Annotated in this window: 15 protein-coding genes and 1 rRNA gene; 15 read left to right on the forward strand and 1 reads right to left on the reverse strand. The window is 36.5% G+C overall.

Features of this window, described 5'->3' with window-relative positions; genetic code table 11:
- The 11 genes from rrf to rsmI all read left to right on the forward strand — a co-directional run.
- A 5S ribosomal RNA gene (gene rrf / locus MMB69_RS26490) occupies window positions 1-88 on the forward strand; the annotation flags it as partial.
- Window positions 89-227: 139 nt separating this feature from the next.
- Window positions 228-410, forward strand: coding sequence for a sigma factor G inhibitor Gin (locus MMB69_RS26495; RefSeq protein WP_025753140.1), 183 nt, complete (start codon window positions 228-230; stop codon window positions 408-410).
- A 153-nt stretch (window positions 411-563) separates the two neighbouring features.
- Window positions 564-1,988 (forward strand): aminotransferase class I/II-fold pyridoxal phosphate-dependent enzyme, encoded by a 1,425-nt coding sequence (locus MMB69_RS26500; protein ID WP_221785744.1) that lies wholly within the window; start codon window positions 564-566, stop codon window positions 1,986-1,988.
- 16 nt (window positions 1,989-2,004) lie between these two features.
- Complete coding sequence (tmk, locus tag MMB69_RS26505; RefSeq protein WP_277448700.1) at window positions 2,005-2,631, forward strand: dTMP kinase; 627 nt, start codon at window positions 2,005-2,007, stop codon at window positions 2,629-2,631.
- Between the two features lie 63 nt (window positions 2,632-2,694).
- Window positions 2,695-3,024: a cyclic-di-AMP receptor gene (locus MMB69_RS26510; RefSeq protein ID WP_013054845.1), complete on the forward strand. Its 330-nt coding sequence runs from the start codon at window positions 2,695-2,697 to the stop codon at window positions 3,022-3,024.
- Between the two features lie 33 nt (window positions 3,025-3,057).
- Window positions 3,058-4,050, forward strand: coding sequence for a DNA polymerase III subunit delta' (gene holB / locus MMB69_RS26515; RefSeq protein ID WP_025753146.1), 993 nt, complete (start codon window positions 3,058-3,060; stop codon window positions 4,048-4,050).
- A gap of 4 nt (window positions 4,051-4,054) precedes the next feature.
- Window positions 4,055-4,882, forward strand: a complete 828-nt coding sequence (locus MMB69_RS26520) for a PSP1 domain-containing protein (RefSeq protein ID WP_013054847.1) — start codon at window positions 4,055-4,057, stop codon at window positions 4,880-4,882.
- A 14-nt stretch (window positions 4,883-4,896) separates the two neighbouring features.
- Window positions 4,897-5,262: a DNA replication initiation control protein YabA gene (yabA, locus tag MMB69_RS26525; RefSeq protein WP_013054848.1), complete on the forward strand. Its 366-nt coding sequence runs from the start codon at window positions 4,897-4,899 to the stop codon at window positions 5,260-5,262.
- Window positions 5,263-5,340: 78 nt separating this feature from the next.
- A complete protein-coding gene (locus tag MMB69_RS26530) occupies window positions 5,341-6,087 on the forward strand; it encodes a tRNA1(Val) (adenine(37)-N6)-methyltransferase (protein WP_221785743.1) in 747 nt (248 codons plus the stop codon).
- Window positions 6,074-6,361, forward strand: a complete 288-nt coding sequence (locus MMB69_RS26535; protein WP_221785742.1) for a GIY-YIG nuclease family protein — start codon at window positions 6,074-6,076, stop codon at window positions 6,359-6,361. The genes MMB69_RS26530 and MMB69_RS26535 overlap by 14 nt, the downstream gene beginning before the upstream one ends.
- Window positions 6,339-7,211, forward strand: coding sequence for a 16S rRNA (cytidine(1402)-2'-O)-methyltransferase (rsmI, locus tag MMB69_RS26540; RefSeq protein ID WP_028410355.1), 873 nt, complete (start codon window positions 6,339-6,341; stop codon window positions 7,209-7,211). The genes MMB69_RS26535 and rsmI overlap by 23 nt, the downstream gene beginning before the upstream one ends.
- 32 nt (window positions 7,212-7,243) lie before the next feature.
- Here the strand turns inward: rsmI and MMB69_RS26545 are convergent, their stop codons facing one another.
- Window positions 7,244-7,534: an AbrB/MazE/SpoVT family DNA-binding domain-containing protein gene (locus tag MMB69_RS26545; RefSeq protein ID WP_170836841.1), complete on the reverse strand. Its 291-nt coding sequence runs from the start codon at window positions 7,532-7,534 to the stop codon at window positions 7,244-7,246.
- 565 nt (window positions 7,535-8,099) lie between these two features.
- Here MMB69_RS26545 and metG point away from each other — a divergent pair.
- The 4 genes from metG to rsmA all read left to right on the forward strand — a co-directional run bounded on the left by metG (window position 8,100) and on the right by rsmA (window position 12,583).
- On the forward strand, window positions 8,100-10,082 hold the full coding sequence (gene metG / locus MMB69_RS26550; protein WP_014462067.1) for a methionine--tRNA ligase: 1,983 nt from the start codon (window positions 8,100-8,102) through the stop codon (window positions 10,080-10,082).
- 71 nt (window positions 10,083-10,153) lie between these two features.
- Window positions 10,154-10,924 carry a TatD family hydrolase gene (locus MMB69_RS26555; protein WP_057237546.1) on the forward strand — a complete coding sequence of 257 codons (771 nt, stop codon included), beginning with the start codon at window positions 10,154-10,156 and terminating at the stop codon, window positions 10,922-10,924.
- Between the two features lie 223 nt (window positions 10,925-11,147).
- The gene (rnmV, locus tag MMB69_RS26560) at window positions 11,148-11,711 is read left to right on the forward strand and encodes a ribonuclease M5 (protein ID WP_013081337.1); all 564 of its coding nucleotides are present in this window, start codon (window positions 11,148-11,150) and stop codon (window positions 11,709-11,711) included.
- Window positions 11,705-12,583: a 16S rRNA (adenine(1518)-N(6)/adenine(1519)-N(6))-dimethyltransferase RsmA gene (gene rsmA, locus MMB69_RS26565; protein ID WP_028410352.1), complete on the forward strand. Its 879-nt coding sequence runs from the start codon at window positions 11,705-11,707 to the stop codon at window positions 12,581-12,583. The genes rnmV and rsmA overlap by 7 nt, the downstream gene beginning before the upstream one ends.
- The last annotated feature ends 22 nt before the right edge of the window (window positions 12,584-12,605 follow it).

A 12,605-nucleotide genomic window follows, 5' to 3' on the forward strand; every position in this document is an offset into this window, starting at 1 on the left:
CCGTTCCCATACCGAACACGGAAGTTAAGCTCTTTAGCGCCAATGGTAGTTGGGACTTTGTCCCTGTGAGAGTAGGACGTTGCCAGGCACCTGAAAAAGGACTAGCTATTTTAGCTAGTCCTTTTTTTATTATTCACAGAGTATAAGCTATCTACATAAAATGGGGTAAATGAACTGCATAAAGACGTTACATCTTGTCGATACTTAATTAGTGGAGGTGGAGAGTAATGGAAAAACAAATTAAAACATGTTCCGTTTGTCATGAACAGCATACAAAGGGTATTGAGGTGTTTTCCAGCTTTATATGCCAACACTGCGAGATAGAGATTGTAGAGGTGGATTCATCTCATTTTCGTTATCAATTGTTAGTAGATCAATTAAAGAGAATATCAGGAGCGTTTTCTTACTAAAAGCCCTTTTTTATAAGGGCTTCTTTATATGGCTCAAAAAAATCAACTAAGTTTGTTATAATGAAAGAAAAATCAATTTTGATAGGAAAAATACTTACATATTCTTTTATCAAGTTAACAATGTTATATTTACAAAAAGTAAGGAATGGATGTATGGATACATATTTACCTTTATATAACCGTTTAGTAAGGCACAGCGAAAAGAGGTCACTCTCTTATCACGTGCCCGGCCATAAAAATGGTCAAATTCTACCTTCACATATTCAGTCTTCTTACGCAGACTTTTTGCAATATGATCTAACAGAAATTAGCGGATTAGATGATTTACATGAAGCAGAATCTGTTATTAAAGAAGCACAAGAGTTAACGGCAAAGTTGTATGGAGTAGATGAAAGCTTTTTTTTAGTTAATGGTTCTACTGTAGGCAATCTCGCCGCGATTTTATCTCTTTGTCAAGAAGGAGATAAAATTGCTGTTCAAAGAGATTCTCATAAATCTATTTTTAATGCTATTGCTTTATCAAAGGCATCACCTATTTTTTTAGCTCCTGAAATAGATTCAAAAACACATCTTAGTACAGGTGTATCCATTAAAACAATTAAAGCAGCTTTAGAGGGTTCTCAGGATATAAAAGCATTTGTATTAACAAATCCTACTTACTACGGGGTAGCGCGAGATTTAAAGGAGATCATTGATTTTATTCATGGCTACAATATTCCTATAATTATTGATGAAGCTCATGGAGCCCACTTTATTTTAGGTAATCCTTTTCCGTCGTCAGCTGTTACGTATGGAGCGGATCTTGTTGTTCAGTCAGCACATAAAACGCTGCCAGCTATGACTATGGGTTCTTATTTACATATGCAGGGGACGTTGATAAATAAGCAAAGCGTTCGGCATTACCTACAAGTACTGCAGTCAAGCAGTCCCTCATACCCTATTATGGCTTCTCTCGATTTAGCAAGGTATTATCTGCAGCAGTTTACTCAGCATGATATTGATAGAATGACTGACAATATTCATTCGTTTGTTGAAAAGATTAATGAGATTGATACACTTTCAACTATTGATGTGGAAACAGATCAAACTGTTACCGACCTTTTGAAAATGACGTTGACTTGTTCGGCTGCAACAGGATATCATTTGCAAAAGGAACTGGAAAAGCAAGATATTTATACAGAACTAGCTGACGTTAACTATGTATTGTTTGTTCTACCTTTAAGCAGCAGATGGGATTTTAATGATACAATTAAGCGGGTTAGACAAGCAGTAGAGAATATACAGCGTAAGTCATATGAAAAACCACTAATCAAACCATTTCGTTTTTCAAGAGCAACGGTTCTCCTGCCTATGGAAGAAAGAAAACTAAGATCAAAGCATATGTGTTCGTTTGAAGAAGCGATTGGGCGTGTAAGTGCACAATCTGTTATTCCATATCCTCCTGGAATTCCTATTTTAATGGAGGGAGAAACGATTACGAGCAATCATATTGACTATATTTTGCATATTCAAAGGTTAAATGGTCATATTCAGGGCGGCTCTTGTATGGAAGAAGGAAAGATAGAAGTATTTAAATAGAGAAAGGAATTTATACATGTCAGGAACGTTTATTACATTCGAAGGGTCAGAAGGTGCTGGTAAGACGACGATCATCCATATGGTTCAACAAAAATTAATACAAGAGGGCTATAATATTGTATTAACAAGAGAGCCTGGAGGCATACGAATTGCTGAACAAATTCGTGAAATCATCTTAAATCCATCTAATACGGAAATGGATGCCAGAACCGAAGCACTTCTTTATGCTGCGGCTAGAAGACAACATCTTGTAGAAAAAGTGATTCCTGAGCTAAATAAAGGGAATATAGTATTATGCGACCGTTTTATTGATAGCTCACTTGCTTATCAAGGAAATGCGCGGGGTATAGGCGTAGAAGATATTTTTGCTATCAATCAATTTGCTATTGAGCAAACGATGCCACAGGCCACTTTATATTTTGACATTGAGCCTGAGGTAGGGTTAGAAAGAATTAATAAAGGTCGAAAAGATGAGATTAATCGATTAGATTTAGAATCCTTAGACTTTCATTACAAAGTACGAGATGGATATTTATCTCTTTTGAGTGAATTTCCAGAGCGTATTCGACGAATTGATGCAAATCAATCCGTTGAAAAAGTCTGTGAAGAAGCTTATAAACAAATAAAATTGATTTTAAAATAAATACAGATGATCGTTATTCTTGCTATACTATTCTTAACAAAAAAGTAAAATGAGGTGTTATTCATGAAATTAGTAATGGCCGTTATTCAAGATTCAGATAGCTCAAAGCTTTTAAATGCACTTGTAGAAAGAGGGTTTCGTTCAACCAAATTATCAAGTACGGGCGGATTTTTAAAATCAGGGAATACAACAATTATGATTGGTACAGATGATCATAAAGTAGATGAAGTACTTGATATTATTAAGGGCCAATGTGAAAACCGCAGACAGATGATTTCTCCTGTGGCACCGATGGGCGGTAATGCAGATTCATACATTCCGTATCCTGTTGAAGTTGAAGTGGGCGGAGCTACAGTATTCGTACTACCAGTAGATCAATTTCATCAATTTTAAGAGAGAAGATTTTAAATAGAAAGTGATGATTGAATGGGAAATACATGGGAACAGCTTGAAGCTCTTCAGCCGAACGTATTAAAGATTTTACAAAACAGCTTGCTTAAAGAGCGAGTTGCTCATGCTTATTTATTTGAAGGAAGCAAAGGAACAGGTAAAAAACAAATTAGTTTTTTGTTTGCTAAAGCACTGTTTTGCCAAAATCCAGTTAATCATAGGCCATGCCATGAGTGCAGTAACTGCCGGCGAATTGATTCAGGTAATCATCCAGATATTCACTTGATTGAGCCAGCTGGTCTATCGATTAAAAAAGAGCAAATTCAATTCTTGCAATCAGAATTCACAAAAACCGGTGTTGAATCTAATAAAAAGTTATATATTGTGAATCATGTTGATAAAATGACAGTAAGCGCAGCAAATAGTTTACTGAAATTTTTAGAAGAGCCTGGCAACGGAACTTATGCAGTTTTATTAACAGAAAATATACAGCGCTTATTAGATACGATTATCTCACGTTGCCAAGTAATATCATTTCGATCTCTTACACCAGAACAGTTAGCTGAAAAACTAGTAGAAAATGGCCTTTCCGCAGTAGATGCGTCCATCTTGTCTAATTTAACAAACAGCATTGATGAAGCAATTGAATTAAGTAAAGATGAATGGTTTGGACTTGCAATAAAGTTAGTGATACAATTATATGAAGTGTTAACAACGAGACCTCAACAAGCTCTTCTTTTTATTCATGAAAAGTGGGTAACACATTTTAAAGAAAAAGAACAAGCACATATTGGTTTAACTTTATTGATGCTTCTTTATCGTGATTTGTTGACGCTGCAAGTTGGACAAGAGTCTAAAATCGTCTATCGTCATAAAATAGAAGAATTAAAACAGCAAGCTCTTCAGACAACGCAGGAAAAAGCGATTTATCGCTTAGAGGTTATCTTGAAGGCCAAAAATAAATTAAATTCAAATATGAATCTACAGTTATTAATGGAACAGCTGGTGTTGGATTTGCAGGAGGGATAAAAGCTTGTATGATGTAGTAGGCGTTCGCTTTAAAAAAGCGGGAAAAATATATTATTTTGACCCTGGAGAACTTACAATTCCAGATGGTGAGTTTGTTATTGTAGAAACAGTTCGTGGTGTTGAATTTGGCAGAGTGGTTATTAATAAGAAGCAAGTAAGTGAACACGATGTCGTACTTCCTTTGAAAAAAGTAATCCGCATTGCTGAACAAAAAGACAGGCTGATTGTGGATGAAAATAAACAGGCTGCTAGAGAAGCGTATGACGTATGCGTGCAAAAAATTCAATCACACGATTTAGATATGAAGTTAGTAGATGTAGAATATACGTTTGATCGTAATAAAGTCATTTTTTATTTTACAGCAGATGGCCGTATTGATTTTAGAGAGTTAGTTAAAGATTTAGCTGCTATTTTCCGTACGCGAATTGAGCTTCGTCAAATCGGTGTACGAGACGAGGCAAAACTGTTGGGCGGGATAGGTCCTTGTGGCCGTATGCTATGTTGCTCAACGTTTTTAGGTGATTTTGAGCCGGTTTCTATTAAGATGGCCAAAGACCAAAACCTATCGCTTAATCCAACGAAAATTTCTGGTTTATGCGGACGTTTGATGTGTTGTTTAAAATATGAAAATGATGAGTATGAAACGGCAAAAGAACAGCTTCCTGATATAGGCTCAACAATTAAAACTTCAGATGGTTCAGGACGTGTAGTGGGTTTGAATATTTTGGAAAGAATTATTCAAGTGGAACTGTCAGATCACGAACAAATTTTAGAGTATACTCTGGATGAGATCAATAATGAAGGTGCTGTTTCGTTTCAAGCCACAGATTAACGAGGTGGGCAAAGGTGGATAAAAAAGAGATTTTTGATTCGGTGACAAACATGGAGGAACAAATTGGTCATTTATATAAGCAGTTAGGTGAGTTGAAAGAGCATCTTGCTGAGCTAATTGAAGAAAATCATCACCTGCAAATAGAAAATGATCATTTGCGCCGTCGCCTTGACCAGACAAACTTCGAAACGAAGCTGAAAAATAGACATTCAAAAGCAAGCGCTCAAACAAAAGAGCAAAAACAAATTGATATCGGAGAAGGATATGACAATTTGGCTCGCCTTTACCAAGAGGGTTTTCATATTTGTAACATTCATTATGGAAGTGTGCGTAAAGATGGGGACTGTTTGTTTTGCTTGTCATTTTTAAATAAAAAGTAACAACACCTCTCCCTTTTGGAGAGGTTCTTTTTATGAGTAAAAGATGTAAATAATAGATGTACAAGGAGAAGAACGACTATGGTTGAGTTATATGGAGATGAACGTTTAGATTATCTATTAGCCGATGAGGAGATGCGCATTATTCAAAGTCCGTCTGTCTTTTCCTTTTCATTGGATGCTGTGCTTTTATCTCACTTTGCTTATGTCCCAATTCGTAAAGGTAACTTGGTTGATTTATGTTCAGGAAACGGTGTAATCCCACTGTTTTTATCTAAACGAACAAAGGGAAAAATCATTGGTGTAGAAATTCAAGAACGGCTACACAGTATGGCGCAAAGAAGTATTGCGTATAATCAGCTCGATGGGCAGATTAAAATGATACATGGTGATTTAAAAAATTCGCCTCAAGAACTGGGTTATGGAAAATATGATGTTGTAACATGTAATCCTCCTTATTTCACCACATCCAATAAAGAAGAGATAAATGAAAACGAACATTTTGCAATCGCTCGCCACGAAATTCATTGTTCGTTGGAAGATGTGATTAGAACCAGCAGCCAACTAGTGAAGCAAGGCGGAAAAGTGGCATTAGTTCACCGTCCAGGAAGACTATTAGATATCGTTACGTTAATGAGGCAGTACCGTTTAGAGCCAAAGAGACTTCAGTTTGTCTATCCTAAAGATGGGAAAGAAGCAAATACACTTTTAATTGAAGGTACGAAGGATGGAAGTCCAGATTTAAAGATTCTTCCTCCGCTGGTGGTCTACCAAGACAATGATGAATACACGGATGAATTAAAAAGGATTTTATATGGGACAAAATAATCATTATTTTTACGTAGTTGAATGCAAGGACTGTACGTATTACGCTGGTTACACGAATAATTTGCAAAAACGTATTTCTGTCCATAATGAAGGGAAAGGGGCAAAATATACGAGAGCAAGAAGGCCTGTTTCATTAATTTGGCATGAGGTGTTTACTTCTAAAACAGAAGCTATGAAAAAAGAGTATTGGTTCAAACAGTTAAGCAGAGTGCAAAAACAGGCTTACATTCGAAGGGAGCAAGAAAAGCAGAATGAAATCACAAAAAAGTTATGATGTATCAAATGAACGAGGCGTTTTATATTTAGTTCCCACTCCTATTGGAAACTTAGAGGATATGACATTTCGTGCGATTCGAATTTTAAAAGAAGTTGATTATATTGCCGCAGAAGATACGAGACAAACGAAAAAACTATGTAACCACTTTGAGATTGATACGCCTATTACAAGTTATCATGAACATAATAAACATACAAAAAGTGAACAGCTGTTAAGCGACTTAGACGGTGAAAAAAATATTGCTTTAGTAAGCGACGCGGGCATGCCTTGTATTTCAGATCCTGGTTATGAGTTAGTGGTAGCTGCCGTTAAAGAAGGATATACGGTTGTTCCGCTGCCGGGGCCTAACGCAGCATTAACAGCTTTAATTGCTTCTGGACTACCTACGGGGCAGTTTTATTTTTATGGATTTTTAAATAGAAATAAAAAACAGCGTAAAGAACAGCTTCAAGAGCTTCAGTATATTAAGGAAAGCATGATATTTTATGAAGCCCCTCATCGATTAAAAGAAACGCTAAAGAGTATAGAAGAAATTTTAGGGAACCGATCTATTGTGTTATGTAGAGAGTTAACAAAACGCTATGAAGAATTTTTAAGAGGAAGCGTATTAGAAGCAATTGAATGGACAAATGCCACAGATATTAGAGGCGAATTCTGCTTAATTCTTGAAGGGACAAATGAAGAAGCACCAGATGAAAGTAATCTATGGTGGGAGCAGCTCACCATTATCGAGCATGTTGATCACTATGTAGAAGAAGGGCTTTCAAACAAAGAAGCGATTAAGCAAGTAGCAAAAGACCGAGATGTGTCAAAGCGAGACATTTATAGTGAATATCACGTACATTAAAAAAAGCTGTCTATCATAGACAGCTTTTCGTTTTATTTAGAAGCTTGTAAAGAATCTTGAAGTTCTTTCATGATTTGTTCTGCACCTTCACGGCTTAGAATTAATTTGCCGCTAGCAAGTTGAATGTTATCATCAGATACTTCACCTGTTACTTGGCAAGTCATGTTTGGTTTGTATTTTTTTAAGATGATGCGCTCTTCATCTACATAGATTTCTAGAGCATCTTTCTCTGCAATTCCTAATGTACGACGTAATTCAATTGGAATTACTACGCGTCCTAATTCATCAACTTTACGAACAATACCTGTAGATTTCATGTTAATCGTTCTCCTCTCAGTAATCATTTTTCTATGTTATTACTTTCGTCATTATTCGACAATTTCAACGTACTTTCATAATACCAGCGTTTCCAAAACTAGTCAATCATTTTACATGTAAAAAAATGTAGCTGGGAAAAATTTTTTTCTCGACTTGTTTACAAGCTAATTGTGACCGTCAGTCAAGGAATGACAAGGGATTTCATTGGAAAAAAGATTAATCGTCTAAATAGCTTGATATTAACTATTTTGAAGATAGGGTAAATATAATTCGACATAAAACGACAAAATTAGACCTATTTGTCGTTTTCATCAAAGTGACTTTTTGAATGAGGGTATATTTTATATAAAAATAGGGCGAAGCTGATACAATTAAAAGGATTATTTTTTGGAAAAATAACGATTATTTAAAAATGAAGTGAATCCGTCATATTCCCGTGTATATAGGAAGAGAATGTTTTGAAATTATCATGTAAAATAGTATGATAGATAGTAGAATAAGAAGACAGGGTTTATATGATTACGTACATATAAATCAAAATGTTGAAATGGAATGTTGGAGGTTATGAACATGGCAGATGGAAATAATACATTTTATATTACTACGCCGATTTATTATCCGAGTGGTAAATTACATATAGGGCATGCATACACGACGGTAGCGGGAGATGCAATGGCTCGTTATAAACGTTTGAGAGGGTTTGACGTACGTTATTTAACAGGTACGGATGAACATGGTCAAAAAATTCAGCGAAAAGCAGAAGAGAAAAACGTGACACCTCAGCAATACGTAGATGATATTGTATCTGGAATCAAAGAGCTGTGGGATAAGATGGATATTTCGTATGACGATTTTATCCGTACAACAGAACCAAGACATAAAGAAATCGTGGAAAAGATTTTCGCGCGCCTTTTAGAACAAGGTGACATTTATCTTGATGAGTATGAAGGTTGGTATTCAGTTCCCGATGAGACGTACTATACAGAGCATCAGCTAGTAGATCCAATCGTTGAAAATGGAAAAGTTGTAGGCGGAAAAAGCCCGGATAGCGGACACCCTGTAGAGCTCGTTCGAGAAGAGTCCTATTTCTTTAAAATGGGGAAATACGTAGATCGTTTACTAGCTTTTTATGAAGAAAACCCTTCATTTATTCAACCAGAGTCCCGTAAAAACGAAATGATCAATAATTTTATTAAGCCTGGTCTTGAAGACTTAGCTGTTTCTCGTACGACGTTTGATTGGGGGGTAAAAGTTCCAGGTAACCCAAAACACGTTATTTACGTATGGATTGATGCGCTTTCTAACTATATCACCTCTCTTGGGTATGGTACAGAGAACGATGAAAACTATCGAAAATATTGGCCGGCTAACGTACATTTAGTAGGAAAAGAAATCGTACGTTTCCATACTATTTATTGGCCAATCATGTTGATGGCACTTGATTTGCCACTTCCTAAGAAAGTATTTGCTCACGGCTGGTTATTAATGAAAGACGGAAAGATGTCGAAGTCAAAAGGGAATGTAGTAGACCCAGTGACATTGATTGATCGCTATGGACTAGATGCCCTTCGTTACTACTTACTTCGTGAAGTTCCATTCGGTTCAGACGGTGTATTCACACCAGAAGCGTTTGTTGAACGTATTAACTTTGACTTAGCAAATGACCTTGGCAACCTAGTTAATCGTACAGTGGCGATGATTAATAAGTATTTTGATGGTGTTATTCCGACTTATGAAGGCAATGTAACAGAGTTTGATGCACTTATCGTCCAAGCTCAAAAAGATACAGTGAATAAATATGAAGAAGCGATGGAAGATATGGAGTTTTCAGTGGCTCTTGCTTCTATCTGGCAATATGTAAGCCGCACGAATAAATACATTGATGAAACGCAGCCTTGGGCGTTAGCAAAAGATGAGAATAAGCGTGCAGAACTTGCTTCTGTTATGACACATCTAGCTGAATCAATTCGTCACATTGCGGTATTACTGCAGCCATTCTTAACACGTACACCTGAGAAAATTTTTGCTCAGATTGGTGTAAAAGAAGATGTATTAAAAACGTGGGAAAGCACTACGCGTTTTAATATGCTTAAAGAAGGCACAAAAGTAGAAAAAGGTGAGCCAATGTTCCCTCGTCTAGATCGAGAAGAAGAGGTAGCGTTTATTAAAGAGCAGATGCAAGGAAGTGCTCCAAAGGAAGAAAAACCTGTTGTGAAGGAAGAGCCTTCTGAAGAGATTACAATTGATGATTTCATGAAAGTAGAGCTTCGTGTAGCGCAAGTTACGCAAGTAGAACCAGTTAAAAAGGCAGATAAACTATTAAAGCTTCAGCTTGATCTTGGCTATGAAAAACGCCAGGTTGTATCAGGTATTGCCAAGTTTTATAAGCCTGAAGAATTAGTAGGTCGAAAAGTAATTTGTGTAACCAACTTAAAACCTGTGAAACTGCGCGGTGAACTATCACAAGGAATGATTTTAGCGGGTGAAGATGAGAATGGTCTTTCACTAGCAAGCGTAGATCAAAACTTAGCAAATGGCACGAAGATAAAATAAGTATAGGTAAAAGGGGTGTTTCACGTGTAACATGCGAGGACCCCCTTTTATTCATGGAAAGGATCGATTAGATGTTATTTGATACACATGTTCATTTAAACGCAGAACAGTATGAAGATGATTTGCAAGAAGTAATTAATCGTGCGTTAGAAAAAGGTGTTCAAAACATGGTAGTTGTTGGATTCGATGAACCTACCATCAAAAAGGCTATTCAAATAGCTGAAACGTATGACTTTATCTATGCTAGTGTAGGATGGCATCCAGTAGATGCAGTTGATATGACGGATGAGCACTTAGCTTGGATTGAAGAGTTAGCTCAGCATCCGAAAGTTGTTGCTTTAGGAGAAATGGGATTAGACTACCATTGGGATAAATCACCTAAAGAAGTTCAAAAAGACGTATTTCGCCGTCAAATTCGCTTAGCTCGCAAAGTGAATTTACCTATCATTATTCATAATCGTGATGCAACAGAAGACGTGGTAACCATTTTAAAAGAAGAGCACGTAGAAGAAGTAGGTGGGATTATGCATTGCTTCACGGGCAGTATTGAAGTAGCGAAGCAGTGTATGGATATGAATATGTATATTTCTTTTGGTGGACCTGTTACTTTTAAAAATGCGAAAAAACCAAAAGAAGTTGCTACAGAGCTTCCTTTAGATAAACTATTAATTGAAACAGACTGTCCTTATTTAACTCCTCATCCATTCCGCGGCAAGCGCAATGAACCTGGTTATGTTTCATACGTAGCAGAGCAAATTGCAGAGTTAAAAGGGATAACGTATGAAGAATTAGCTGATATTACAACAGCTAACGCCAAAAAGCTATTTGGCATTAATGATTAAAACTTTTTCTCATATAACAATCATTTTCGTGTTAAAGTAAAGATAGGCGCAGAGGAGAATGTTATCCTCTGCCTTTTTCAGTTAAAATAACAGGTAGATGCTTTTTAATTTAGTTGATAATAAGATAAAACGTTGATTTCATAGAAGAAAAATGATGTGAGTAACCAGCATTTCATTTTTACTGAAAAGCAAATGAACAAAACTGAATGTTTTGGAGGAAGCAATGAAGATTAAAGAAATTATTGTAGTAGAAGGCCGAGATGACACTGTAGCGATTAAACGTGCAGTGGATGCGGATACCATCGAGACAAATGGATCAGCTGTAAATGAAGAAACCATTGAGAAAGTAAAATTAGCTCAAAAAACAAGAGGCGTGATTATTTTTACAGATCCAGATTATCCGGGACAGCGAATTCGAAATATTGTTTCAGAACGTGTTCCAGGATGTAAACACGCATTTTTAGATAAAGAAGAGGCTCGCCCTAAAAATGGCAAAGGTATTGGAGTTGAACATGCTTCTATTGCGTCTATTCAAAAAGCACTAAAAGATGTGAAGCAAGAGTGGATGGGGGCAGCTATGGAGATTTCTCAAGAGGATTTAATCGTAGCTCGTTTGATAGGAGATAGTAAAGCTAAGTCTCGACGTGAAAGAATAGGAAAGTTATTAAAAATTGGTTATGCCAACGGAAAGCAGCTCCATAAACGCTTACAGATGTTCCAAATTTCAAAAGAGGACTTTATCAGAGCTGTTGAGCAGATAAATAAGGAGGAAAAGGGATCTTGTTAAAAGATATTGCAACGCCTAATCGAACCAAGGAAATTTTAAAGAAATACGGTTTTACATTTAAAAAGAGTTTGGGACAAAATTTTTTAATTGATACGAACATTTTACATCGTATTGTTGATCATGCGGAAATAACAGAAGAAACGGGAGCTATTGAAATTGGACCTGGTATCGGGGCCTTAACTGAACAGCTAGCAAAGCGCGCAAAAAAAGTACTGGCATTTGAAATCGATCAGCGTCTGCTTCCGATTTTAGCTGATACGCTTTCTCCTTACCCAAATGCAAAAGTTATTCATCAAGATGTGTTAAAAGCGGATTTAAAAGGAACGCTCGAACAAGAATTCGAAAACATAGAAGATTTAATGGTCGTTGCGAATTTACCCTATTACGTGACGACACCCATTTTGATGAAATTATTAGAAGAGCAAATTCCGGTACGTGGAATCGTCGTTATGCTTCAAAAAGAAGTTGCTGACCGTATAGCAGCTAAACCGGGAACAAAAGAGTACGGTTCACTTTCTATTGCGATTCAATACTATACAGAGGCTGAGACGGTTATGATTGTGCCTAAAACAGTGTTTAATCCGCAGCCTAATGTAGACTCAGCTGTTATTCGATTGTTAAGAAGACCGAAGCCAGCGGTAGAAGTACAAGATGAAGCATTCTTCTTTCAAGTTGTACGAGCAAGTTTCGGACAGCGTCGAAAAACAATTTTAAACAATCTAGTGAACAACTTGCCAAATGGGAAGCAGAAAAAAGCGGACATTGAGCAAGCACTTTCAACTGCTGAAATTGATCCGAAACGAAGAGGCGAAACGTTATCTATTCAAGAATTCGGAAAGCTAAGTGATCAACTTTTAAAATCATTTCGCTAAATTATCACATTTTTATCATGAA

Origin of the sequence: Priestia sp. P5 (assembly GCF_029522155.1) — a bacterium.
In the GTDB taxonomy this organism is placed as follows: Bacteria; Bacillota; Bacilli; order Bacillales; family Bacillaceae_H; genus Priestia; species Priestia megaterium_E.

What these genes read in the sequence shown, in the direction of transcription:
- metG (WP_014462067.1), top strand. Translation starts at nt 8,100, where the DNA reads ATGGCAGATGGAAATAATACATTTTATATTACTACGCCGATTTATTAT.
- MMB69_RS26530 (WP_221785743.1), top strand. Translation starts at nt 5,341, where the DNA reads ATGGTTGAGTTATATGGAGATGAACGTTTAGATTATCTATTAGCCGAT.
- rsmI (WP_028410355.1), top strand. Translation starts at nt 6,339, where the DNA reads ATGAAATCACAAAAAAGTTATGATGTATCAAATGAACGAGGCGTTTTA.
- holB (WP_025753146.1), top strand. Translation starts at nt 3,058, where the DNA reads ATGGGAAATACATGGGAACAGCTTGAAGCTCTTCAGCCGAACGTATTA.
- rnmV (WP_013081337.1), top strand. Translation starts at nt 11,148, where the DNA reads ATGAAGATTAAAGAAATTATTGTAGTAGAAGGCCGAGATGACACTGTA.
- MMB69_RS26500 (WP_221785744.1), top strand. Translation starts at nt 564, where the DNA reads ATGGATACATATTTACCTTTATATAACCGTTTAGTAAGGCACAGCGAA.
- MMB69_RS26535 (WP_221785742.1), top strand. Translation starts at nt 6,074, where the DNA reads ATGGGACAAAATAATCATTATTTTTACGTAGTTGAATGCAAGGACTGT.
- MMB69_RS26510 (WP_013054845.1), top strand. Translation starts at nt 2,695, where the DNA reads ATGAAATTAGTAATGGCCGTTATTCAAGATTCAGATAGCTCAAAGCTT.
- MMB69_RS26495 (WP_025753140.1), top strand. Translation starts at nt 228, where the DNA reads ATGGAAAAACAAATTAAAACATGTTCCGTTTGTCATGAACAGCATACA.
- MMB69_RS26555 (WP_057237546.1), top strand. Translation starts at nt 10,154, where the DNA reads ATGTTATTTGATACACATGTTCATTTAAACGCAGAACAGTATGAAGAT.
- tmk (WP_277448700.1), top strand. Translation starts at nt 2,005, where the DNA reads ATGTCAGGAACGTTTATTACATTCGAAGGGTCAGAAGGTGCTGGTAAG.